The sequence below is a fragment of the Aquimarina atlantica genome (genome assembly GCF_000626715.1).
In the GTDB taxonomy this organism is placed as follows: Bacteria; Bacteroidota; Bacteroidia; order Flavobacteriales; family Flavobacteriaceae; genus Aquimarina; species Aquimarina atlantica.
Window position 1 is genome coordinate 246264 of record NZ_AQRA01000007.1, and the last position, 23123, is coordinate 269386.

Consider the following 23123-nt stretch of genomic DNA (forward strand, 5'->3'; position numbering starts at 1 on the left):
TTTCTGAAAGCTCATTCGTTTGTGCAGAACCAAAAAAACAACAAATAAGTAAAAATTGCGCTATAAAATATTTGATTTGGGTTGGCATTTTCCTCTGAAATATCTCAACTAAGATAGTTATTTCTTACAAATGTTAATAATTAAATCAATTATTCTATTGCTATATCCTATTTCATTGTCATACCAACCTATGATTTTTACCATTTTTCCTATCACAGAAGTCATTAAAGAATCAAACGTACAGGAGTATGGATTGCCAAGTATATCAACAGATACGATTGGATCCTCTGTGTATGACAAAATACCTTTTAGACTGGTTTGGGAAGCTTTTTTAAATTCGTTGTTAATTTCTTGAATAGAAGTTTGTCTTTTTACATTAAAGGTAATATCTGTGAGAGATCCATTCGGAACGGGGACTCTAATACCACATCCTCCTATTACATTACTTAGTTCGGGGAAAATTTTTGTTAGTGCTTTTGCTGCACCGGTTGTTGTAGGTACTATAGATTGGCTTGCAGCTCGCGCCCGTCTTAAATCCCTATGTGGTTGATCATGCAAACTTTGGTCGGTAGTGTAACTGTGTACAGTGGTGATATAAGCTTGTTCAATTCCGCATAAGTCATTAATTACCTTAATCATTGGTGCTGCATTATTTGTGGTGCAAGAAGCATTAGATAAGATAGTTTCTGACCCATCAAGGATATGATCGTTTACACCTACAACGATAGTTTTTATACTATCCTCTATAGAAGGAGCAGATAGGATAACTCTTTTTGCTCCGGCTCTAAGGTGTTTTTCTGCATTACCTCTAGTTTTAAATTTCCCAGTTGATTCGATAACAATGTCTACATCGTATTTTTTCCAGTTGCAATGTTCTGGATCCTTCTCATTAAGTAAAGGTATAGATACATCTTGTACTATAATATGATCTTCGGTATGAGATACCTCAAAAGATAAAATACCATGTATGCTATCGTACTTAAGAAGGTGACTTAAAGTTTTTGAGTCGGCAAGGTCGTTTATTGCTACAACTTGTATGCTAGGATGATTTATTAATAGTCTAAACAAGTTACGGCCTATTCTTCCAAAACCGTTGATAGCAATTCTAATAGGTGTATTCATTAAATCCTTACTACTGTTTTTGGATTAAGTTAAATGCTTTTGAGCTTTATATGAAGATCTTACCAGGGCACTACTTTCTACATGCCTAAATCCCATTTCTAAACCTATTTCTTCATATTTTTTAAACTGATCCGGAGTTATAAATTGTTTTACAGGAAGATGTTTTTTACTTGGTTGCAGATATTGCCCTATAGTAACAATATCCAGGCCTACTGCCTTAAGATCACTTAGTGTTTGTATAACTTCTTCTTCTTTTTCACCAAGCCCTAACATAATTCCACTTTTGGTACGATTAATACCATTTTCTTTAAGGTATTTTAATACTTGTAAGCTTTGTTCGTATTTGGCCTGGATGCGAACTTCTCGAGTTAATCTTTTTACAGTTTCCATATTATGAGAAACCACCTCTGGTTTTACTGCAATAATTCTATCGATATTTTTTGTTTTTCCTTGAAAATCCGGAATTAATGTTTCTAACGTAGTTTCTGGATTCATTCTGCGAATAGCTTGAATAGTTTCTGCCCAGATAATTGACCCGCCATCTAATAAATCATCCCTATCTACAGATGTAATAACAGCATGTTTTATCTTCATCAATTTTATAGATCGAGCTACTTTTTCGGGTTCTTCCCACTCTACAGTTTCTGGTCTTCCGGTTTTAACACCACAAAAACCACAGGAACGGGTACATATATTACCTAATATCATAAAAGTAGCGGTTCCTTCACTCCAGCATTCTCCCATATTAGGGCAACTTCCCGAGGTGCAAATGGTGTGTAGGCTATATTTGTCTACTAATCCCCGAAGCTCAGTGTATTTCTTTCCCGTAGGAAGTTTAACACGTAACCATTTTGGTTTTCCTTTAGGAGGTGCTACGCTAGCAACATTGTTATTCATACAAGCAATATTTTTAGCAAAAATACAAAGAAAGCTTAGATTAAAATGAAGTTTTGAATAAAGTTAATACATCATTGTAGGTGGTATCTTAATTTTGAAAAAGAAGTATGTTGTTAAACTATGTGATTTTAAAGAGAAACGAGGGCTATAATTTCTATATATTTCTCCTTACAGTAAAACCATATCTATACAAAGTCTTAACATCAGGTTAAAATTAAGTTAACATAAAATTTTTTTTGAATTTGACAGTTATCACATGTGATAAAGAGAAAAAATCATGCCCGAAGAATTGATAAGTCTTAAAAAAACAAAAAACAATCGAAAGCGTGTAGAGAAATGGTTGCTTAATAACCAGAAGTATATTAATATCACTGCTATAGAAAAAGAGATTTCTGCGCCAAAAGGATTGATACAAAAGTTTGTGAAATACGATAAAAAGATCAATGATAAATGGATTGATCCTTTGTATAGTGTTATCAAAAGGTTTACTTCTTTTACCTTGCGATAGTTTTTCGTTTATAAATTAGTGCTTTGCATTGGTAATTATTTCAGAAAGTAGTTTTCTGGCCCTCAATAGCTTTACTTTAACATTATTTATAGGTTCATTGAGGTGATCAGCAATTTCTTTATAACTTAATTCCTGAAAATATCTTAAGTTAATTACTTTTTGGTAATTAGGTTTTAGTTGTTTAATGTAAAGGAGTAATTGAGCTAAATTTTGCTCAGTAATTAGCTTGTCTTCTGGTGTTGGATTGTGATCGATGATCTTATATACAGCATCATCTACTTGTGTTGTAGTTTTGGATTGTATCGATGCATTTTTTTTTCGCAATAGGTCTATATGTATGTTTTTTGAGATCTGAATCAACCATGTTTTAAAGTTATATTCTTCTTTAAACGTGTTAATTTTATCAAATGCTCGAGAAAAACTTTGTATAGTAATGTCCTCAGCTTCGTACTCATCCTGAGTTTTTTTCAACTGAAAATTGTAAACATCATTCCAAAAAGTATCAAGAAGATAATTAAAAGATATTTGTTTCCCTTCTTTAGCTTTTTTGATATGATCTTCTAAGAGGATAGAGTCTTCTTTTTTCAATACATTGTTTTTGAGTGAAATAGATAGTCGATAAGAAACTATTTAGCGTGCTTTTCCTCGTTACAGCTTGAGTACTGATCCGGTGTCTTACCACAAAGAGAACATGATTCACCTTCTTTATTTAAAAACGGACTTTGACTTGCACATGTCCCGGCAAATTTACCATCTTTTTTCGCCCATAGTTTAATTGCGATACCACCAAATGCTAATAGTAATAAAACAATTGTAAGTAATAAAAGCTTCATAATAATATAAAAAATCAAAATTGATTACAAAGATACAAAGAATGTATGGCTAAGAAGCTATTAAACAAAAAATTAAGAATAATGTGTCAATTCTTGATGAATATTAACCTTTTTTGATTAGATATCCTTATTAATATCTCAATATTGTATTATATAATATTAACTTCGGTCTCCAGAAGAATATCAAATTTTTCTTTTATCTCGGTCAAAATTCTTTTGGATACATCCAAAATTTCATTTCCAGAGGCATTATTGTAGTTTACTAAAACCAGAGCTTGTTTTTCATGTACTCCTGCATCACCCCAACGTTTTCCCTTAAAACCAGATTGCTCAATCAGCCATCCTGCCGGAATTTTAATATGTTCTTCATCTATTTTATAGAAAGGAATGTCTGGATATGTCTTTTGAAGACTGGCAAAATGTTTGCCATCAACAACGGGGTTCTTAAAAAAACTACCGCTGTTTCCTATTTGTGAGGGATCGGGAAGTTTGCTTTTTCGTATAGCAATCACTGCTTCAGAAATGTCTTTAATTGTTGGGTGTGTAATTCCTTTATCTGCCAGAGCATTTTCTATAGCACCGTAACTTGTATTAAGAGTGTGTTCTTTTTTGGTTAATTTAAAAGTGACTTTGGTGATTATATATTCACCTTTAACATCGTTTTTAAAAATAGAATTGCGATATCCAAATTTGCAATCTTTATTTGAAAAGGTATGCTTCTTTCTGGTATTGATATTGATTGCTTCGCAACTTATCATTGTATCCTTAAGCTCTACGCCATAAGCGCCAATATTTTGAATAGGAGCACTACCAACATATCCGGGAATTAAAGATAGATTTTCTAAACCTCCATAATTGTTTTTGATACAGTATTGTACAAAATCATGCCAGTTTTCCCCTGCATTTACAGATACAGATACATACTTGTCTGATTCTTCTATAACTATAATTCCTTTTATAGCAATATGCAGCACTAACATATCGAGATTTTTTGTCAATAGCATATTGCTTCCGCCACTCAAAATAAAAAGTGGATTTTTATTGTTTTTTAAGAGTACTGTATCGAGTTCGGATTCTGATGTGATAGCTGCAAATTCTGCTGCAACCACGTCGATCCCGAAAGTATTATATTTTTTCAGGGATTTATTATATTCGATTTTCACACGTTTAAATTTTAGTAATTATTTGATGATAAATTAATTATAAAATTGAGAACATGTGTAATCACTACGTTCTCTCATTAAAAATCTTAAACATTTCCTTTTAGGAAAATAGGTTTAGTTTTTTAATGTTCGTTTCATTGATTCTTGTATTTTTCAAGAGCTATTTTTAATATTTCAATCGCCTTTTTAAGATCTCTTCGATTTAGAACATATGCTATTCTTACTTGATTTTTCCCTTTGTTAGGTCCCGAGTAAAATCCAGAAGCTGGCGCTACCATAATAGTTTGTTTATCTAAATCAAATTCATCTAGAAGCCATTGCGCAAAATGATCCGCATCTTCGATTGGTAATTCGGCGATACAATAAAAAGCACCTTTCGGGACTCCTACTTTCACTCCTGGGATTTCTCTAAGTCCAGCAACCAAGGTGTCTCTTCTTAATTTGTATTTTTCAACCGTTTCTTTATAATAAGATTCTGGTGCTTCTAATGCCGCTTCACTAGCAATTTGTGCAAGAGTAGGAGGGCTTAGTCGTGCTTGTGCAAATTTCATAGCGGTTTCCATTACACTCTTGTTTTTACTTATCATGCATCCAATACGGGCTCCGCACATGCTGTATCGTTTAGAGACAGAATCTACAATAATGGCATATTCATCAAGGCCCTTTTCTTGTAAAATAGAGTAATGCTCTGAGTCGTCATATACAAATTCTCGATACACTTCATCAGAAATCAAAAATAAGTCATACTTGATAGCAAGTTCTGCTAATTGTTTTATTTCTTCTTTGCTATAAAGATAACCTGTTGGATTACCAGGGTTACAGATTAATATAGCTTTGGTTTTTTTAGTAATTAATTTTTCGAACTCTGCAATCGATGGTAAAGCAAACCCGTTTTCTATTTTAGATATAACAGGAACTACCTTAACAGTAGATTGTGTCGAAAAACTATAATAATTTGCATAAAAAGGTTCGGGAACTATAATCTCATCACCAGGATCTGTAATACTACCCATGGTAAAAATTAATGCTTCACTACCTCCTGTAGTGACCAAAATATCATCAGAAGATACAGTAATATTATGTTTTGCATAATAGTCGGCTAACTTATTTCTAAAACTTTCAAATCCGGCAGAGTGGCTATATGCTAAGATATCTAATTTGTGGTTTCGTACGGCATCCATGGCTTCAATCGGTGTTTTTATATCTGGTTGACCGATATTTAAGTGGTAAATATGCTTACCTTCTTTTGCAGCTTTTTCTGCAAAAGGCACCAATTTTCGAATTGGTGATTCGGGCATAGCTTTCCCTTTATGCGATATTATTGGCATCTGATCTGATTTAAAAAAATAAAATAGCGGTAAATTTCCTAAATATTTTAGGAATAGGAGTGTAGTTGGGGTGTTTTTTTAACTATTTTTTTATATTTAATGCAATCAAGCTTCTATGACTTAAATTTTGTTGCTTTATGAAAGGTAGGCTTTTAATAATATTTTTGCTTTTCAATTTTGTTCTTCACGCCCAAAATGATTTCAGATTACCATTTAAACAAAACAGCACTAAGATTAAATTTCAATTAATCAATAATCTAATTGTTATTCCTGTTGTTGTAAACGATATCAAGCTTTCTTTTATTTTGGATACTGGTATTGGTTCTACAATTGTTTTTAGTGTTGATGATACAATTTCTTTTAAGCATAAAAATATTTCAAAGATTCAGCTTAGGGGATTAGGTAATGATGAGCCGGTAGAAGCTATGCGAACAGTTAATAATGTAATCAAGATTGGTGATGCGCTAAGTATTAGTCATACGATTTATAAAGTTTTGGATGCATCAATTAATTTTTCGCCCAGAATGGGAACTATCATACATGGGGTTATCGGCTATGATTTTTTTAAAGATTTTGTTTTTGATGTTAATTATGCCAAAGAATACATAAGAATATACAAACCAGAATTTTATAAATATAAGAAATGTAGGAAATGCTATCAGACGAAACTTTATTTAAGAGATGGGAATAAAAAACCATTTGTAGCTGCAAAATACATGTCAGAAAATCGATTGATTGATGTTAATCTTTTGTTAGACTCGGGTTCTGGATCTTCTTTATGGTTGTTTAAAAATGTTGAAAAAGGTATTCTAATAACTAGAAAATCGTTTAGAGATTTTTTGGGCAAAGGGTTTAATGGAAATGTATACGGTGAAAAAACTAAAATCAAAGAATTTCATATTGGTAATTTTAAAATGAAAGAAGTAAAAGCTTCTTTCCCAGATTCCATTTATACTCAGAGAATGTCTCTTATTGACAGAGAAGGATCATTGGGGGGTGATATTTTACATAGGTTTAACCTTATTGTAGATTATTCTGGTCAGAAAATATCATTTAAAAAGAATGGCTTTTATAATAAACCATTTTATTACAATATGAGCGGAATCATTGTTCAGCATAGAGGTTATACTGCTATAAATGATTATGATATTAATGGTATAAAAAAAGAATCTTATACAGAAAAAAATGAAGCTTATTTGGGAGTTGATAATATCGTAAGTGAACAAAAATTAGTGGTTTCAGATAATTTTATACTTAAGCCCAAATATGAGATTTCAAATATAAGACAGGGTTCGCCGGCAGATCTTGCAGGTTTAAAAAAAGGAGATATTCTTTTACAGGTGAATGGGATAAATGCCTATAAATATAAACTTTCGGATCTTAATAATTTATTTTCTTCTGAAGAAGGTAAAAAGATTAAGATAAAAGTAAAACGATTAGGAGTAGAAATGAAGTACAAATTCTATCTAAAAAAGGTTATCTAACAAAAGAATAATGTGTTTGAATTTGTAAATCCCTATTTAGTTTGTAGGTTTTTCAACTATATTTTTTATATTTAGAGTAATGAAGATTTTACCACTAGATTTTTGTAATTTTTTAAAAAGTAAGATTTTAGTACTATTTCTAATCTTTAGTACAGCTCTTTTTGCCCAAGAAAACTTCCAGTTGCCTATTGGGAAAAAAAGTGATAAGATTAGATTCGAATTAGCAAATAACCTTATTGTTGTTCCTGTTGTTGTAAATGGTGTCGAACTTTCCTTTATTTTAGATACTGGTGTTGGATCAACAATTATCTTTAGTGTAGACAATAAGAGCTCATTAGAACTTAAGAATGCATCAAAAATTTACCTTAGAGGGTTAGGTGATAATGAACCTGTAGAGGCTATAAAATCAATTAATAATGAAGTAAGGATAGGTGATGCTGTTAGTACTAATCATAAGATTTACCTGGTTTTAGACGAGTCAATTAATTTTTCTCCCAGAATGGGATTTCCTGTACATGGGATTATAGGTCATGATTTTATTAAAAACTTTGTTTTGGATATTAATTATGCAAAGCAATACATAAAAATGTATAATCCGGGATCGTATACTTACAAAAAGTGTAAAAAGTGCTATCAGACCAAAATTGATTTTAGAGAAAAAAAGAAAAGGCCTTTTATTACGGCTCAATACGAATCTGCTAATGGGTTGATTGATATCAATCTTTTATTAGATTCGGGTTCGGGTTCTTCTTTATGGTTATTTGAGAATAAAGAAAAGGGGATATACGCAGGTAAAAATTCCTTTAGAGATTTTTTGGGTAAAGGTTTTAGCGGCGATATTTATGGCGAAAAAACTAAAATTAAAGAATTGCGTATTGGTGATTTTAAAATGAAGGAGGTAACAGCTTCATTTCCCGATTCTATCTACATACAAGGAATATCTTTAAATAACAGACAAGGATCATTAGGAGGAAATATCTTAAGGAGGTTTAACCTTATTTTGGATTATACACGCCAGAAAATATCGTTTAAAAGGAATAGCTTTTTTTATAAACCTTTTCATTATAATATGAGCGGGCTTACTATCCAGCATACAGGATTTACAGCTGTAAGAAATTATAAAGAAGAAGATAGAGTGTATTTGGGGTTAAATAAATTAGTAAACCAAAAAACGATTGAGTTGACAAACAACTTTATTCTTCAGCCTAAGTACGAAATTTTGGATGTTAGACCCAATTCGCCAGCAGATCTTGCAGGTTTAAAAAAAGGAGATGTTATTTTACAAGTAAATGGTAAAAATGCATATAGGTATAAACTTTCGGATCTTAATGATATGTTTTATTTTGAAGAAGGAAAGATAATTAGGATGAAAATAGAACGATTAGGGATAGAAATAAGTTACAATTTTTCACTTAAAAAAGTAATCTGAAAATAAAAAAAAGGATACTCTAAAGTATCCTTTTTTGTTATTATATAATAGAGTTTTAATTTTTCTTTTCTAAAACACTTTTATCAAGGACAGTTCCTTTAATTTTTATAGCCATTGTAGGAGTATCTCCTGCATTAGATGTTACAGTAATAGTTTTACGAATTGGTCCCACTCTTTTGGTGTCGTATTTAACTTCGATAACACCAGATTCTCCTGGAGCAATTGGTTGCTCTGGTTTTTTAGGAATGGTACATCCGCAGCTTGAATATACTCTGGAGATAACTAAAGGAGCATTTCCTGTATTTGTAAATTCAAATTGGCGAACACCGTCACTACCTTTGGCGATTTCACCATAGTCAACAACTTCGGATTTAAATTTTATTTGCGCTTTATTAGTATCTTGTGCATATAAGGTTGTGCCAAGAAAACCAATAAATAAAATTATCATTATTTTTTTCATGATGTAGGTTTTTGTTAAACGTAAAAGTACTTACTTTTTATTCAACTGCAAAATGATACTTAAAAGTAAGAAGTCAAAAGCTAGAGATGCAAGGTTAGAAATTTTGATATAATGGGAGATATATACTATTATATTTTTATAGCCACATTATTTAATTTCATTACTCAGGTTTTTTTTAAATTTTCATATTTCTAACTTCGTACTTCATACTTTAATAAGTACTTTTGCACTTCTTAATTCAAAAATCAGACCAAAGTATGTCTTTAGCAGGAAAATACGATGCAAAATCGATAGAAGAAAAGTGGTATGCCTACTGGATGGAAAATAACTATTTTCACTCAGAGGTTGATGAAAGAGAAGCGTATACTATTGTTATTCCGCCGCCAAATGTCACTGGTGTTTTGCATATGGGACATATGCTTAACAATACAATTCAGGATGTATTAATTCGTAGAGCTCGTCTAAAAGGGTATAATGCATGTTGGGTACCAGGAACAGATCATGCTTCGATAGCAACAGAGGCTAAAGTTGTTGCTAAGCTAAAAGAGGAAGGGGTTGATAAAAACGATCTTACCAGAGAAGAGTTCTTAGAACATGCCTGGGAATGGACTCATAAACATGGAGGAATTATCCTCGAGCAGTTAAAAAAACTAGGAGCTTCTTGTGATTGGGAACGTACTGCTTTTACTATGGATGACAATTTGTCTGCATCTGTAATCAAAGTTTTTGTAGATCTGTATAATAAAGGGTTGATTTATCGTGGGTACAGAATGGTAAATTGGGATCCCCAGGCTAAGACCACCTTGTCTGATGAAGAAGTGATCTATGAAGAAAAACAAGGAAATTTATACTACCTTAATTATGCAATAGAAGGTACAGAAGATACGCTAACTATTGCAACCACTCGCCCAGAAACGATTATGGGAGATACTGCAATCTGTATTAACCCAAATGATGATCGATTTACACATCTTAAAGGTAAAAAGGCTATTGTACCTATTGCTAATCGTGTTATACCAATAATCGAAGATGAATATGTGGATATGGAGTTTGGTACCGGATGTCTTAAAGTAACACCTGCTCATGATCCTAACGATAAGATATTGGGAGATAAACATAACCTCGAGGTTATAGATATCTTTAACGACGATGCTACCTTAAACTCTTTTGGATTACAGTACGAAGGAAAAGACCGTTTTGTGGTTCGTAAAGAGATTGTAAAGGAACTTGAGCGTATTGGAGCACTTGCAAAAACCGAAACACACCTTAATAAAGTAGGAACAAGTGAACGTACCAAGGCTGTGATCGAACCAAAATTAAGTGATCAATGGTTCTTAAAAATGAAAGATCTGGCTAAGCCAGCTTTAGATGCTGTTATTGATAAAGAGGTAAATCTGGTTCCCGAAAAATTTATAAATACCTATCGCCACTGGATGGAAAATGTTAGAGATTGGAACATTTCACGCCAGTTATGGTGGGGACATCAAATTCCGGCATATTTCTATGGAGATGGAAAAGAAGATTTTGTAGTTGCAGAGAGTAGAGAAGAAGCTTTGGTTTTAGCTAAAGAAAAGACAGGAAATACAAAGTTAACTAATGCAGATCTTACTCAGGATCCTGATGCTTTGGATACCTGGTTTTCTTCCTGGTTGTGGCCAATGAGTGTTTTTAATGGTATTTTAGAGCCAGATAATAAAGAGATTAATTACTATTATCCAACTAATGATTTGGTTACTGCTCCAGAAATCTTATTCTTCTGGGTGGCGCGTATGATCATTGCCGGATACGAATATCGAGGAGAAAAACCTTTTACCAATGTATACCTTACTGGTATTGTAAGAGATAAAAAACGTCGTAAGATGTCTAAATCTTTAGGTAACTCTCCAAATCCATTGGATTTAATTGATCAGTATGGAGCAGATGGTATCAGAGTAGGAATGTTGTTAAGCTCCCCTGCAGGAAATGATTTAATGTTTGATGAAGACTTGTGTAAACAAGGTAGCGCTTTTGTTAATAAAATATTTAATGCCTCTAAACTTATTCTTGGTTGGGAGGTTGATAATACTATAGATCAACCAGAAGCTTCGGCTATGGCGATAGCATGGTATTCTTCAAAATTTCAGAAAGCATTGTTAGAACTAGAAGATAGCTATGCAAAATATCGCATTAGTGATGCTTTAATGACAACCTATAAGTTAGTGTGGGATGATTTCTGTAGTTGGTTGTTAGAGATGGTTAAACCTGCTTATGGTAATCCTATTGATGGAAAAACTTACCAGGAGATAATCAAAATTTTAGAAGATAATTTAAAGATTTTACATCCTTTTGTACCTTTTATTTCTGAAGAAATATGGCAACAAATTACAGATAGAACGACAGAAGAAGCATTAATTATTGCCAGTTGGCCAGAACCACAAACTGTTAATGAAAATTTAATTACCGAATTCGAAATTGCAGCAGATGTAGTTTCTGGAATTAGAACTATACGAAAGGAGAAAAATATAGCGTTTAAAGAAACCATAGAATTATCTGTATTGAATAGTGAAAACAATAGCTCAACTTTTGATCCGGTGATTAGTAAACTTGGAAACTTGTCGACATTAAATTATGTAGATGAAAAGGTTGAAGGAGCACTTTCTTTTAGGGTAAAATCTAATGAATACTTTATTCCGATTTCTGGAGCAATCAATGTAGAAGAAGAAATTAAAAAGTTAACCGATGAGCTATCGTATACAGAAGGTTTCTTAAAATCTGTGCAGAAAAAATTACAAAATGAACGTTTTGTAAATAATGCACCAGAGCAGGTTATTGCTAATGAAAAAAAGAAGCAAGCCGATGCCGAAGCTAAAATTGCTACTATAAAATCAAGTCTAAAGAGTTTACATAATTAGACAGATGCAATATAATTCATAAAAAAGGCCTTGATTTATCAAGGCCTTTTTTATGAATCGGTAATATATTTATTTACCAATTCTATGTATTTTTCTTTAGCTTCTTTTGGAGTAAGGTTTTTTGCTTGAAAAAATGCATTTAATTTAAATGCATTTCTAAGTTCACTGTTTCCTGATGGGGTAAAAAAACCTTCAGTATGTGTTGCTCTTTTGTAATATGCATAGAAATGAAGCATGATATCGGGAGGCAATTGTATTTTAGTATTGCAGGCGCGCTCATATGCGTCATCGAAGGCGATATTTAATTCTTCTTCGGTCATGATTAAAGATTAGCAATAACACTTTCTCCTCCTTTTACTTTTTGATTTAAAGTAACACTTACATCGGTTCCTATAGGTAAATATACATCTACTCTTGATCCAAACTTAATAAAGCCGCTATCAGAGCCCTGAACTACCTTTTCTCCTTCTTTAGCATAATTTACGATTCTTTTTGCAAGGGCTCCTGCTATTTGTCGATAAAGTACTTCTATGCTATTGTTTTTTACGACAACGGTAGTTCTTTCATTTTCTTCAGAAGCTTTAGGATGCCAGGCTACTAGGTATTTCCCAGGATGATATTTACTAAAAATAACGTCACCATTTATGGGGTGGCGCGTTACATGAACATTTACCGGAGACATAAAAATTGAAACCTGTAAACGGTTATCTTTAAAATGCTCTTTTTCGAATACTTCTTCGATGACTACTACTTTTCCGTCAACAGGTGCAACTACAGTGCTATCACTTACAGTCGTATGTCTTTTAGGATTTCTGAAAAATTGCAAAATCAAAATCAGAAATACCAATGTAACCGAAAATATAGCGATTTGCCATTCATCTATCTGAATAGCTACGTAAGAGGCCAAATTAATGCCTAGAAATAATACAAGCGCTACCGATATTATCTTATATCCTTCTTTATGAAACATGTTTTAATATTTGTAAAAATGCATATAAAAATGGGCTGGCAAATATAACACTGTCTAATCTGTCATATATACCGCCGTGACCTGGCATTATAGTACCACTGTCTTTAACTCCAGCCTGTCTTTTGAACTTAGATTGGATTAAGTCTCCCAGAGTTCCAAAAATACTCATAATTATGCTTATAATCAACCAAATGCCTATTGATAAAGTATTGGTAAATATGGCGATTAGATATCCTGCTAATAATGAGAAAATAAACCCTCCGATAAATCCTTCTATAGTCTTTTTTGGAGATATTCGTTCTAATAGTTTATGTTTTCCAAAATTTTTACCCACCAAATAAGCAAAAGTGTCATTAACCCAGGTTATTAAAAATGCTCCCGCAATAATAAAAGGTTGGTACTTTCCTGTGTAATAAGGTACAAGCGTTAAAAACACAATAGATGTGATTAGGTAAAAAATACTGGTACGATATTTTCGTTTCTCGAACATTGGGATAATACGAATCGTAACTAAATCTTTTACCAAAAACAATTCTGTAATAATAGTAAGGGTTAAAACAGGGAGAATAAGATAAACATAAAGTTTATCCTGAAATATATTTAATACTGCTAAAAGGGTAATGAATATAACATACAATCTTTTATTTCTAAGGTGAATTAATTTTTGAAATTCATATATAGCGATTACTCCAAAAACCAAAAAGATTCCAATAAAGGTATATCTATTGATACATATAGATAGTAGTAAAATAGAGACATATAAAAGCCCCGATAAAGATCTTGTAAGCAGTTCCTTCATATTATAAATCTTCCAGCAGCAGCAAATATAAATTTTTTGAACTATTTCCGTAGCTTAAGAAATCCTTTTCTTTTTGCGGTTCAAAATCTTTGATTGTAGTAATGTTAGAAGGAATAGAATTTTTGTTTTTATTTTTTATACCCTTTAGTCCCTCACCAATACTTTTAACTAGTTGACTAGTAGATGCTAAGATTACAAAATTATCAGGGAGTTCGGTAAGTTTTTTCTCTCTAAGCTGGTTTGAAGACACTAATATAGATCCATTATCTGCAATTAAATATTCGCAAGTTGCAAAAAAGAAAGAAGCAGAAATACTCTTAACATAGTTTAGATTGAAACCAGAAAATTTATGTTCTAAAGCAATATCAAAACAGCACACATCTTTCTCATACCAATCATTTTCCAAAAGAATCTTATCAAAAGAATCAGAGACTTCATTTTCATCATCACAATAAAGAAACTTACCACCGTTTCTTTTAAAATTTATCATAAAGCTTTCATCAATCGGTAGATCAATTTCCGGCATATATTTACTGCGATCATCTAAGTGACGTTCTTTACTCTTCTGGTCTGATTTAGATTTTGAGGAAAATATTCTTCTAAATAGACTCATTGTTTAGATTGGGATTGGGAAATTACGGTTTTACATTACCTCCAAAGATAAAAAAAATCTTAACCTAATATTCCGTTAGGTTAAGATTTTTCATTTTACAAGTAAAAATAATATGCTTAAGAGGGTTCTTTAATGATTTCTTCTTCTTTTTTGCCGAATGGTCTTTCGCCAAAAATCTTTTCTAAGTTATCTTTAAAAATCACTTCTTTTTCTAATAGAACCTCTGCTAATTCTGTTAACTTATCCTTATTTTTTTCTAATAATTTAATTGCACGTTGATACTGCTCTTCAATTATATTTGAAATTTCTTTATCAATAAGTTCACTGGTTTGTTCGCTATATGGTTTTGTGAAATTATATTCACTTTGTCCCGAAGAATCATAATAAGTAAGATTCCCTACTTTGTCATTTAATCCATATACGGTAACCATAGCTCTTGCCTGCTTAGTTACTTTTTCTAAGTCACTTAGGGCACCTGTAGAGATTTCATTAAATATAACTTTTTCTGCAGCACGACCTCCCAGTGCAGCACACATTTCATCAAGCATTTGATTTGGCCGAACAATTAGTCTTTCTTCAGGTAGATACCAGGCAGCACCTAGAGATTGTCCTCTGGGTACAATAGTAACTTTTACCAGTGGAGCAGCATGTTCTAACATCCAGCTTACCGTTGCGTGACCTGCTTCATGAAAAGCGATAGCTCGTTTTTCTTCTGGAGTAATAATTTTATTCTTTTTCTCTAATCCTCCTACAATTCTATCTACGGCATCAAGAAAATCTTGTTTTCCTACTGCTTTATTACCTTTTCGTGCGGCAATTAAGGCAGCTTCGTTACATACGTTTGCAATATCAGCACCAGAGAATCCTGGAGTTTGTTTTGCCATGAATTCGGTGTCGAGTTCATTTTCAACTTTCTTTAATGGCTTTAAATGAACATCAAATATTTCTTTACGCTCACGAATATCAGGAAGATCTACATATATCTGGCGATCAAAACGACCGGCACGTAATAACGCTTTATCAAGTACATCTGCACGGTTGGTAGCTGCAATAACAATTACATTGGTATTAGTGCCAAAACCATCCATTTCTGTAAGCAGTTGATTTAGCGTATTTTCTCTTTCGTCATTTGATCCCGAAAAATTACTTTTACCTCTAGCTCTACCCACAGCATCAATTTCATCGATAAAAATAATAGCAGGAGATTTCTCTTTTGCTTGTTTAAACAGATCTCGAACACGAGAGGCTCCAACACCAACAAACATTTCTACAAAATCTGATCCTGACAGAGAAAAGAATGGCACTTTTGCTTCACCAGCTACAGCTTTTGCTAATAAGGTTTTACCAGTTCCTGGAGGTCCTACCAACAAAGCTCCTTTAGGAATTTTACCACCTAAAGAGGTATATTTTTCTGGGTTTTTAAGAAAATCTACAATTTCTTGTACTTCTTCTTTTGCTCCTTCTAATCCAGCTACATTTTCAAAAGAAACCTTTACTTCTGTATTTTGGTCAAAAAGTTTGGCTTTAGATTTACCGATATTAAATATTTGTCCCCCGGCACCACCACCAGAGCCACCACTCATTCTTCGCATGATGAATATCCATACTCCGATTATAAGTGCAAATGGTAAGAGGGTGATAAAAATTTCTCCCCACACATTACTTTCGGTATCGTAATTTACCTGAGTTGATAATCCGTTTTCCTTTTTGATTGTGGCAATTTTGTTTTCAAAATTTTGTAAGTCACCAAATTCAAATTGGTAATCAGGGTCATTGGGACTTGCAGGTAATAGAGATTTGTTCTTGTTTTTTTGATGCTTATCTAATGCTTTAGCTTCGCTGGTAAGAAATACCTTAGCATTTCGGCGATTTATGATCACCACTTTTTCTACTTCTCCGTTACTTAAAAATTCTTGAAATTCTGAAGGAGAAGTAGTGGGGGCAGATCCTAGTCCGCTTCCACCCATAAAATTCAATATTAAAAAACCAACAATAATAATTGCATAAATCCAATATGCACTAAACTTTGGTTTTTTATTCGGTTCTGTTTTTTTATTTTCTTTCGCCATTTACGGTGTTCTTTTTAATAATTCGTTTCGATAACTGTAGTTTTTGCATCTCCCCAAAGCCCTTCTATATCATAGAATTCTCTGATGTGTTTTTGAAAAACATGCACAACAACATTAACATAATCAATTAATACCCATTCTGCATTTTCGCTACCTTCGATATGCCAAGGTTTGTCTTTGAGTTCTTTACTTACCGTTTTTTGGATAGAGCTTACAATTGCATTTACTTGCGTATTAGAAGTTCCGTTACAGATTACAAAGTAGTTACATACTGTATTTTCGATATCTCTGAGATCTAAAATATTGATATCCTTACCTTTTACTTCTTCAATACCTTTTAATATTTGAGTAATTAATTGATCGTTACCGATTTCTTTTTTAGTCATGCATTTTTTTAATTTGTGTAAAGTTATTACTTTTTATGATTTTAATGTCTGTATTAGTCCGACATTTGCAAAACTTTTACACCTTAATACATGCATATAATCAAAGTTGATGCCATTGACTCTACAAATACTTTTCTAAGAGATCTTAATCGCGAAAAGCATTTTACAGCTCCAGTTTGTGTAATTGCAAGAAAGCAATTGTCGGGTAAGGGGCAGATGGGTACAGTTTGGCAAAGTAATCCCGGCGAAAACCTCACATGCAGTGTGTTTATGCCTATTGAGGGACTACCGTTAATTGATCAATTTTATGTTTCTATAGCTACCTCACTGGCTGTTTATGATACTTTAAATCGTTTTATGATACCTAAATTGTCTATAAAATGGCCTAACGACATTCTGTCAGATAGGCAGAAATTGTGTGGTATTTTGATAGAAAATGTGGTCAAGAATGGCAGTATGATCGGAGCTATTATCGGAATTGGAATTAATATCAATCAAACAGAATTTAATGACTTACCCCAAGCAGGGTCCTTAAAACAAGTTTTAGGGCAGAGTATAAATGTTGAAGAAGTTTTGCAATCTTTATTAGTTCAATTAGAAAAACGATTTTCTGAGCTGTGTGTTTCTAATTTTGTAGATCTTAAAAAAGAATACGAAGCGGTACTTTTTAGAAAAAACAAACCCTCTACATTTTTAGATGTAAAGGGTGAATCTTTTGTTGGGATTATCAAGACTATTAACAACGAAGGTAAGCTTCAAGTTTTAATAGAGGACGAAATTATTTCGGATTTTGACCTCAAAGAAATTAAACTACTGTACTAATTATAGCTTACCTATATTTTCTATTAGTGTATTGATAAAATTCTGGATGGGATTTTTAATCATCATCGACATCATAGCATTAAACTGACCGTCAAAAGTAAGTTTTGCTGTGCTTTTTCCATCTCCAGAATCAGTAATATCTGCTGTTAATGTAAAAGGAAGCTTATCACTAGCAGCTCCAAGAACAACCTGACTTGGACTCGTACTTTCTTTTTGATCTAATACTAATTCTGGCATTCCTTTTAACTGGAAAAGAAATCTCGAATCACTTATTTTTTCAAATTTTTGCTTACTTTCTGGCATAAGCTGTTCAAAATTTTCAACTTTAATTAAAAATTCGAATACATCTTCTGCTGTTTTATTTACAGTAACAGTAGGGCTTTCTAAGTTCATAATGTTATTAAATTGTTATATATCCCACTCGGCAGGATTTGTTCTCCAGCTTTGTAGTGTTTGTTGTTGTTCTTTTGTAATATATTTAGTATCAACTGCCTGTTCCAAAAGATTTTCATAGTTACTTAACGTATGCAAAGACAATGCCGCTTCTTTAAAATTTTGTACCGCAATATCAAAACCGTAGTCAAATATAGCTACCATTCCTTGTACGTTAGCATTAGCCTCTTTTAGCGCTTTTACAGCATTAAGACTACTTTTTCCTGTGCTAATTAAATCTTCGACAACCACAACATTTTTATGGGTTGGAACAATACCTTCGATTTGGTTTTTTCTACCGTGTTTCTTCGCTTCAGGACGTACATAGATGAAAGGAAGGTCTAATTGTTCTGCAACAAGAATCCCTATGCCAATAGCACCTGTAGCAACTCCGGCAATTACATCGGGTTTACCATATTCTTTTTCTATAAACTCAGCAAGATGCTTACTTAGGAAATTTCGAATTTCTGGATAAGAAAGCGTAATTCGATTATCACAATAGATAGGAGATTTCCATCCAGATGCCCAAGTAAATGGTTCTTGTGGTTTTAATTTAATTGCATTAATTTGCAGTAGTAGTTCAGCAGTTTTTTTTGCTGTATCTTTATCAAAAATCATAGTTGCAAATGTATAAAGTTTTTGTGAATAATACCCCTATTATTCTATCTACAAAAAAGTCGATCGAGGATTATGAAATGATCCCAATAAAAGAAGCTAGCTTTCCGACAATTATAAGAGATATTCTAAATAAGGAAGCAATACATGAAGAAGCAAAATATCATCTCTATCATAAAAAAGAAGATAAACTAATAGAACATTTATATTCGAAATTACCAGTAGTAGTTGCCGGAGGAGGAAAGGTGTATAATGAAAATAAAGAGATTTTGTTTATTCGTCGCAATGGAAAATGGGATCTGCCAAAAGGTAAAGTTGAAAAAAAGGAAGATATGGAAACCGCAGCAATGAGAGAAGTAGAAGAAGAAACAGGCGTTTCGGGATTAGAAATTACCAAATTCTTATATCGAAGCTATCATATCTTTAAAAGAAATGGAGAGTTTAGACTAAAGGTAACATACTGGTTTGAGATGAAAACTAACTATAACGGAGAGTTAGTACCACAAAAAAATGAAGGAATTACCAAAGTGAGATGGAAAAACACTAAAAAAGCTAAAAAAGCTTTACAAGATTCTTATTCGAATATTAAGCTGTTGTTTTCTCATGATTATTTGTCATAATGTTGTTTTTTAATTTTATTAAAAATATTTTTACTAGATAATCAATTACTAACTAAAACAAAACATTATGGGTTTATTTTCATTTATTAAAGGAGCAGGAAAAAAGCTATTTGGTATTAAAGACGAGGCAGCTAAAGAAGAAGTGGTAACGCCAAAAAGTAAGACCGATTTATTAAAAGCCGAAATTGATCGATTAGGTATACCCGTTTCTGGTCTTGATGTATCTGTTTCTGAAATGATAACCGTATCAGGACAAACAGAAACCAATGCAGATAGAGAAAAAATTATTTTGGCAATGGGTAATATTGATTGTGTTGGTTGCGTAGAGGATAATATTACTGTGACTAATCCAGAACCTGAAGCTAAATTTCATGTAGTTAAGAGTGGAGATACACTTTCAAAAATATCTAAGGAAGTTTATGGAGATCCTATGAAATACAATGTTATTTTTGAAGCAAACCGACCAATGCTCGAGCATCCTGATAAGATATATCCAGGGCAAACATTACGAATTCCTGTAATGAGCTAATATTACAACTAGATATAATGCGAAATAAAAAAGGGAGGTTGTTATCTCCCTTTTTGTTTAATATGGAGTAATTAGTTTTAAAATTTGATACTCGATAATAAAATGAAAATTAACATATTAGCACTGCTTTTTCTAATTCTTTTTTGTGTTATAGCCTGTAATACCAGAGAAAGTAAAGAAAAAACCAAATCTAATGATCTGGATTCTACTAACACATATGTTGGCCCTAATCATTCACATTATACACAATTTTCTGACTATAATTTTACAACAGAACAACAATGGGACAGTTTGAATAATATGACTCATCATTTTAAACCAGCATCTGGGTATAGTATTCATAAAGATTATAAAACTTTTGGATGGCATATATTTTCTAAAGGATCTGCTTATAAGAGTTATAATTTCTCATTATTATGGGGTGTTTCTTATTTTTCGTACATGGTTAATGCAAGAACAGGGAGCTATGATCATATTCATCAATGGAAAACGACTGCTTTGGTAGATAGCGCAAAAGTGAATAATTGCAAGGTATTTCTCACGGTGTCTAATTTTGGAGAAAAAAGAAATGCTCAGTTTTTAAAGAATCCAAAAGCCCAAAAAACTCTTGCAGATAGTTTAAGTGTATTGTTGGATCTTAGAAAAGCAAATGGTATAAACATAGATTTTGAAGGAGTATCATCAAAAAACAAAAAAGAATTTAATCAGTTTATTGTTACATTATCAGATCGGTTGCATAAGATAAATCCTGATTATATGATTTCGGTAGCATTATATGCGGTTGATTATCATAAAGTCTTTGATATCAAAACAATTGATGCTTCTATCGATTTTTACACACTTATGGGGTATGATTATTATGGAGGGTTTAGCGAACATGCAGGACCAGTTTCTCCATTAAAAAGTAGTAAGCTTTGGGGAGATCATAGCGTTGAATCTTCTGTGAATTATTATATAAACCAAGGTGTTGAACCAGGTAAATTAATAGTAGGATTACCTTATTATGGAGGTAAGTGGAAAACTCAAAATACACCTATACCAAGTAAAGCCGAAAAATTTATTTCTCACGATATGTATAGCACAACACAAGAATTGCTTGATACAAAAAAATATAAAATAAGTTTTGATACCATTAGCTCTACACAGTATGGTATATATGAAGAAAAAGGAGTGACAAAACAACTTTGGTTCGATGATAGCCTTTCGTTATCCTATAAATATGATTGGATTAAACATAAAAAACTAGCTGGAGTAGGAATATGGGCTTTGGGCTATGATCATGGTTATACCGAATTATGGGAACTTATGGCCAATAAGTTTGGACAACAATAATAGATAAAACCCTATTTTTTTGATCTTAATTTATTTCAAAACTCGGTATATTGGGTACCTCATATGTGCTTTTTCATAATTATTAGAGTGTTTATGTATCCAATCTAGTTGCGCATACCAGTTATTAGCAAAAGCTGTATCTTTTTTCTTATCCTGAAACTGCACTCTTAATTCGTTATTGTTATTTAATAATTCTGCAGCTTTATCTTCCCATACATAAGGAGAAAACCCTTCTTTCTGTTGTAAAATAGCATCAAAAAAATTCCAATTAAAGAAAGAATCTGGAGCTTCTGGTTCTAAAGTTTCTATAAGATATCTAAATGCTTTTTGATCTGTTTTAACAATGAGATCTCCTTTTTTAAAAACAACTTTCTCAATATCCTTTTTAATCGAAACACCGTAGTGTAAATAATGTCCCTCATAAGGTGATGTTCTGGTCTTATAATCTTTAATATGATATACTTCGACAGTAATTGTAGAATCTTTTTCTAGCGGTTTAAATTCTACATGATTCAGGGTTAATAACTCAATCACTCTCCATCGGCCCCTAGGAATAATATAGGCCTGCGGAATACTAATTTTGGTGGTAGAAGTAAAATAGTTTTTATAGGTTATTTCTTTTGTGTAAGGCTTATCCCGATCATATTTTAATCGCTTTGCTCCTGTAATCTCACTATCTATATATTCTCCTTCATATCCTTTAAAATCAAAAGTAGTAACCTTCGTAGTATCTACTTTCCAATGTATTGGATATGCTTTTTGTTTAGCTTGTTTGGCAAAGGTTTTTTCTCGTAATGAACGAATTTTAACACCATCTTTTTCTGTGATTTCAATCATAGATTTCATAAGTTCATAAGTGCCTTCAACTCTTGGCTTGTAGGGTTTTAACATGTGTGTTTCTACCATCATCCCCAAAGTATTCCATAAGGTTGTATATCCGGTAGAATAACGAGGAGAATCCATAAACTGAGTCCAGCCTTTTTCGGGAGTAGTTCCCCATACATTTACATAAGGTGTAATATCCCATTTTTTCGCTTCGAGTGATGCCTCTAGTTGTGGATGCATTTCTTTATGCAAATACTCTCCTAATTCACCACCTAATTTATTGTGTTGAGTAAATAAATGAGTAAGTGTATATTGATAATCTGCACCGTTACTTACATGATTATCAATAAAAACATCAGGTTTTGTTACATGAAATATTTTAGCAAAAGTTTGCGCATTTTTAGTGTCATTTTTTATAAAGTCTCGATTCAAATCATAATTACGTGCATTACCTCTAAAACCATATGCTTTAGGGCCATTTTGATTGGTTCTCGTTCCCGAATTTCGATTTAAGGCTCCTCCAATATTATATATAGGAATCGTCACTAAAACTGTAGCTGTAGGAGCATTAATTTTACCTTGGGCAATATCTCTAAACAATAACATTGTAGCATCAATACCATCACTTTCGCCAGGATGAATCCCATTATTAATTAAAAGCACGCGTTTTGTTTCTCTAATTTTTTCAAAATCAAAAACAGCATCAGGATTTAGTGTCACGATATGTAGTGGATTTCCACTATCTGTCATTCCGATTTCCTGTATATGAATTGAAGGGTAGGCCTCTGCCAAATTTTTATAGAACGCAATAACTTCTGGATATGTCGGAGTTTCGGTTCCATTACTTTTTTCAAAGACAGTAGTGAAATCAAAATCCTGAGAATTTTGCTTTTCAGAAGTATTACAAGAAATAATGCTTAGAAAGCTAACAATGAGAGTAATTTTTCGCATCTGTATTGTATATAAAGAAGGCTAAATATACTAAAGATTTCAAGT

At 32.5% G+C, this 23123-nt stretch carries 24 protein-coding genes; 8 read left to right on the forward strand and 16 right to left on the reverse strand.

Going from position 1 to position 23123, the window contains the following annotated elements; translation table 11 throughout:
* Positions 1-117: 117 nt before the first annotated feature.
* Complete coding sequence (gap, locus tag ATO12_RS17155; RefSeq protein ID WP_034244073.1) at positions 118-1122, reverse strand: type I glyceraldehyde-3-phosphate dehydrogenase; 1005 nt, start codon at positions 1120-1122, stop codon at positions 118-120.
* 24 nt (positions 1123-1146) lie between these two features.
* The gene (lipA, locus tag ATO12_RS17160; RefSeq protein ID WP_034244076.1) at positions 1147-2019 is read right to left on the reverse strand and encodes a lipoyl synthase; all 873 of its coding nucleotides are present in this window, start codon (positions 2017-2019) and stop codon (positions 1147-1149) included.
* A gap of 277 nt (positions 2020-2296) precedes the next feature.
* Between lipA and ATO12_RS17165 the strand changes: the two genes are divergently transcribed.
* Positions 2297-2527 carry a hypothetical protein gene (locus tag ATO12_RS17165; RefSeq protein ID WP_025666704.1) on the forward strand — a complete coding sequence of 77 codons (231 nt, stop codon included), beginning with the start codon at positions 2297-2299 and terminating at the stop codon, positions 2525-2527.
* A 15-nt stretch (positions 2528-2542) separates the two neighbouring features.
* Here ATO12_RS17165 and ATO12_RS17170 read toward each other — a convergent pair whose 3' ends face one another.
* The 4 genes from ATO12_RS17170 to ATO12_RS17185 form a co-directional block, all read right to left on the reverse strand.
* Complete coding sequence (locus tag ATO12_RS17170; protein WP_025666705.1) at positions 2543-3115, reverse strand: RNA polymerase sigma factor; 573 nt, start codon at positions 3113-3115, stop codon at positions 2543-2545.
* A 38-nt stretch (positions 3116-3153) separates the two neighbouring features.
* The gene (locus ATO12_RS26495) at positions 3154-3360 is read right to left on the reverse strand and encodes a hypothetical protein (protein ID WP_034244079.1); all 207 of its coding nucleotides are present in this window, start codon (positions 3358-3360) and stop codon (positions 3154-3156) included.
* 149 nt (positions 3361-3509) lie between these two features.
* Positions 3510-4523 carry a UDP-N-acetylmuramate dehydrogenase gene (gene murB, locus ATO12_RS17180; protein ID WP_034244081.1) on the reverse strand — a complete coding sequence of 338 codons (1014 nt, stop codon included), beginning with the start codon at positions 4521-4523 and terminating at the stop codon, positions 3510-3512.
* Between the two features lie 134 nt (positions 4524-4657).
* Positions 4658-5851: a pyridoxal phosphate-dependent aminotransferase gene (locus tag ATO12_RS17185; RefSeq protein WP_034244084.1), complete on the reverse strand. Its 1194-nt coding sequence runs from the start codon at positions 5849-5851 to the stop codon at positions 4658-4660.
* 137 nt (positions 5852-5988) lie between these two features.
* Between ATO12_RS17185 and ATO12_RS17190 the strand changes: the two genes are divergently transcribed.
* Together ATO12_RS17190 and ATO12_RS17195 are read left to right on the forward strand one after the other, a co-directional pair.
* Positions 5989-7335 carry a PDZ domain-containing protein gene (locus tag ATO12_RS17190; RefSeq protein WP_051575912.1) on the forward strand — a complete coding sequence of 449 codons (1347 nt, stop codon included), beginning with the start codon at positions 5989-5991 and terminating at the stop codon, positions 7333-7335.
* 79 nt (positions 7336-7414) lie between these two features.
* The gene (locus ATO12_RS17195; protein WP_034244087.1) at positions 7415-8764 is read left to right on the forward strand and encodes an aspartyl protease family protein; all 1350 of its coding nucleotides are present in this window, start codon (positions 7415-7417) and stop codon (positions 8762-8764) included.
* A 55-nt stretch (positions 8765-8819) separates the two neighbouring features.
* On the opposite strand, the gene ATO12_RS17200 is transcribed toward ATO12_RS17195, so the two are convergent.
* Positions 8820-9224, reverse strand: coding sequence for a DUF1573 domain-containing protein (locus tag ATO12_RS17200; RefSeq protein WP_034244089.1), 405 nt, complete (start codon positions 9222-9224; stop codon positions 8820-8822).
* Between the two features lie 257 nt (positions 9225-9481).
* On the opposite strand from ATO12_RS17200, the gene ATO12_RS17205 reads away from it, so the two are divergent.
* Positions 9482-12115: a valine--tRNA ligase gene (locus tag ATO12_RS17205; protein ID WP_034244092.1), complete on the forward strand. Its 2634-nt coding sequence runs from the start codon at positions 9482-9484 to the stop codon at positions 12113-12115.
* A gap of 50 nt (positions 12116-12165) precedes the next feature.
* Here ATO12_RS17205 and ATO12_RS17210 read toward each other — a convergent pair whose 3' ends face one another.
* From ATO12_RS17210 to rsfS, 6 genes are all read right to left on the reverse strand, one after another.
* The gene (locus ATO12_RS17210; RefSeq protein WP_034244094.1) at positions 12166-12435 is read right to left on the reverse strand and encodes an acyl-CoA-binding protein; all 270 of its coding nucleotides are present in this window, start codon (positions 12433-12435) and stop codon (positions 12166-12168) included.
* A 2-nt stretch (positions 12436-12437) separates the two neighbouring features.
* Entirely contained in the window at positions 12438-13085 is a 648-nt protein-coding gene (locus tag ATO12_RS17215; RefSeq protein ID WP_034244095.1) for a phosphatidylserine decarboxylase family protein, read from the reverse strand.
* Positions 13075-13884: a phosphatidate cytidylyltransferase gene (locus tag ATO12_RS17220; RefSeq protein WP_034244097.1), complete on the reverse strand. Its 810-nt coding sequence runs from the start codon at positions 13882-13884 to the stop codon at positions 13075-13077. Before ATO12_RS17220 ends, ATO12_RS17215 begins: the two co-directional genes overlap by 11 nt.
* A 1-nt stretch (position 13885) precedes the next feature.
* Positions 13886-14497, reverse strand: coding sequence for an LUD domain-containing protein (locus ATO12_RS17225; RefSeq protein WP_034244099.1), 612 nt, complete (start codon positions 14495-14497; stop codon positions 13886-13888).
* A 116-nt stretch (positions 14498-14613) separates the two neighbouring features.
* A complete protein-coding gene (ftsH, locus tag ATO12_RS17230) occupies positions 14614-16566 on the reverse strand; it encodes an ATP-dependent zinc metalloprotease FtsH (protein ID WP_034244101.1) in 1953 nt (650 codons plus the stop codon).
* Between the two features lie 14 nt (positions 16567-16580).
* The gene (rsfS, locus tag ATO12_RS17235) at positions 16581-16952 is read right to left on the reverse strand and encodes a ribosome silencing factor (protein WP_024770761.1); all 372 of its coding nucleotides are present in this window, start codon (positions 16950-16952) and stop codon (positions 16581-16583) included.
* A 90-nt stretch (positions 16953-17042) separates the two neighbouring features.
* Here rsfS and ATO12_RS17240 point away from each other — a divergent pair, with 90 nt between their 5' ends.
* Entirely contained in the window at positions 17043-17774 is a 732-nt protein-coding gene (locus tag ATO12_RS17240) for a biotin--[acetyl-CoA-carboxylase] ligase (protein WP_034244103.1), read from the forward strand.
* Here ATO12_RS17240 and ATO12_RS17245 read toward each other — a convergent pair whose 3' ends face one another.
* Positions 17775-18167 carry a hypothetical protein gene (locus ATO12_RS17245; protein ID WP_034244105.1) on the reverse strand — a complete coding sequence of 131 codons (393 nt, stop codon included), beginning with the start codon at positions 18165-18167 and terminating at the stop codon, positions 17775-17777.
* Between the two features lie 15 nt (positions 18168-18182).
* Positions 18183-18824 (reverse strand): orotate phosphoribosyltransferase, encoded by a 642-nt coding sequence (gene pyrE / locus ATO12_RS17250; protein ID WP_034244107.1) that lies wholly within the window; start codon positions 18822-18824, stop codon positions 18183-18185.
* Between the two features lie 8 nt (positions 18825-18832).
* On the opposite strand from pyrE, the gene ATO12_RS17255 reads away from it, so the two are divergent.
* From ATO12_RS17255 to ATO12_RS17265, 3 genes are all read left to right on the forward strand, one after another.
* Positions 18833-19441: an NUDIX hydrolase gene (locus tag ATO12_RS17255; RefSeq protein ID WP_034244108.1), complete on the forward strand. Its 609-nt coding sequence runs from the start codon at positions 18833-18835 to the stop codon at positions 19439-19441.
* Positions 19442-19508: 67 nt separating this feature from the next.
* The gene (lysM, locus tag ATO12_RS17260; RefSeq protein ID WP_034244109.1) at positions 19509-19970 is read left to right on the forward strand and encodes a peptidoglycan-binding protein LysM; all 462 of its coding nucleotides are present in this window, start codon (positions 19509-19511) and stop codon (positions 19968-19970) included.
* Positions 19971-20072: 102 nt separating this feature from the next.
* Positions 20073-21302: a glycosyl hydrolase family 18 protein gene (locus tag ATO12_RS17265; protein WP_034244112.1), complete on the forward strand. Its 1230-nt coding sequence runs from the start codon at positions 20073-20075 to the stop codon at positions 21300-21302.
* 30 nt (positions 21303-21332) lie between these two features.
* On the opposite strand, the gene ATO12_RS17270 is transcribed toward ATO12_RS17265, so the two are convergent.
* Complete coding sequence (locus ATO12_RS17270) at positions 21333-23078, reverse strand: M14 family metallopeptidase (RefSeq protein WP_034244115.1); 1746 nt, start codon at positions 23076-23078, stop codon at positions 21333-21335.
* Positions 23079-23123: the final 45 nt, after the last annotated feature.

Excerpts from the sequence above, each read along its gene's own strand:
- ATO12_RS17245 (WP_034244105.1), bottom strand. The coding sequence starts at position 18,167 with ATGAACTTAGAAAGCCCTACTGTTACTGTAAATAAAACAGCAGAAGAT.
- ATO12_RS17165 (WP_025666704.1), top strand. The coding sequence starts at position 2,297 with ATGCCCGAAGAATTGATAAGTCTTAAAAAAACAAAAAACAATCGAAAG.
- ATO12_RS17255 (WP_034244108.1), top strand. The coding sequence starts at position 18,833 with ATGTATAAAGTTTTTGTGAATAATACCCCTATTATTCTATCTACAAAA.
- ATO12_RS17200 (WP_034244089.1), bottom strand. The coding sequence starts at position 9,224 with ATGAAAAAAATAATGATAATTTTATTTATTGGTTTTCTTGGCACAACC.
- ATO12_RS17190 (WP_051575912.1), top strand. The coding sequence starts at position 5,989 with ATGAAAGGTAGGCTTTTAATAATATTTTTGCTTTTCAATTTTGTTCTT.
- ATO12_RS17220 (WP_034244097.1), bottom strand. The coding sequence starts at position 13,884 with ATGAAGGAACTGCTTACAAGATCTTTATCGGGGCTTTTATATGTCTCT.
- rsfS (WP_024770761.1), bottom strand. The coding sequence starts at position 16,952 with ATGACTAAAAAAGAAATCGGTAACGATCAATTAATTACTCAAATATTA.
- lysM (WP_034244109.1), top strand. The coding sequence starts at position 19,509 with ATGGGTTTATTTTCATTTATTAAAGGAGCAGGAAAAAAGCTATTTGGT.
- ATO12_RS17270 (WP_034244115.1), bottom strand. The coding sequence starts at position 23,078 with ATGCGAAAAATTACTCTCATTGTTAGCTTTCTAAGCATTATTTCTTGT.
- ATO12_RS17240 (WP_034244103.1), top strand. The coding sequence starts at position 17,043 with ATGCATATAATCAAAGTTGATGCCATTGACTCTACAAATACTTTTCTA.
- ATO12_RS17265 (WP_034244112.1), top strand. The coding sequence starts at position 20,073 with ATGAAAATTAACATATTAGCACTGCTTTTTCTAATTCTTTTTTGTGTT.
- lipA (WP_034244076.1), bottom strand. The coding sequence starts at position 2,019 with ATGAATAACAATGTTGCTAGCGTAGCACCTCCTAAAGGAAAACCAAAA.
- ATO12_RS17205 (WP_034244092.1), top strand. The coding sequence starts at position 9,482 with ATGTCTTTAGCAGGAAAATACGATGCAAAATCGATAGAAGAAAAGTGG.
- gap (WP_034244073.1), bottom strand. The coding sequence starts at position 1,122 with ATGAATACACCTATTAGAATTGCTATCAACGGTTTTGGAAGAATAGGC.
- ATO12_RS17215 (WP_034244095.1), bottom strand. The coding sequence starts at position 13,085 with ATGTTTCATAAAGAAGGATATAAGATAATATCGGTAGCGCTTGTATTA.
- ATO12_RS17225 (WP_034244099.1), bottom strand. The coding sequence starts at position 14,497 with ATGAGTCTATTTAGAAGAATATTTTCCTCAAAATCTAAATCAGACCAG.
- ATO12_RS26495 (WP_034244079.1), bottom strand. The coding sequence starts at position 3,360 with ATGAAGCTTTTATTACTTACAATTGTTTTATTACTATTAGCATTTGGT.
- ATO12_RS17210 (WP_034244094.1), bottom strand. The coding sequence starts at position 12,435 with ATGACCGAAGAAGAATTAAATATCGCCTTCGATGACGCATATGAGCGC.
- pyrE (WP_034244107.1), bottom strand. The coding sequence starts at position 18,824 with ATGATTTTTGATAAAGATACAGCAAAAAAAACTGCTGAACTACTACTG.
- ATO12_RS17195 (WP_034244087.1), top strand. The coding sequence starts at position 7,415 with ATGAAGATTTTACCACTAGATTTTTGTAATTTTTTAAAAAGTAAGATT.
- ftsH (WP_034244101.1), bottom strand. The coding sequence starts at position 16,566 with ATGGCGAAAGAAAATAAAAAAACAGAACCGAATAAAAAACCAAAGTTT.
- ATO12_RS17185 (WP_034244084.1), bottom strand. The coding sequence starts at position 5,851 with ATGCCAATAATATCGCATAAAGGGAAAGCTATGCCCGAATCACCAATT.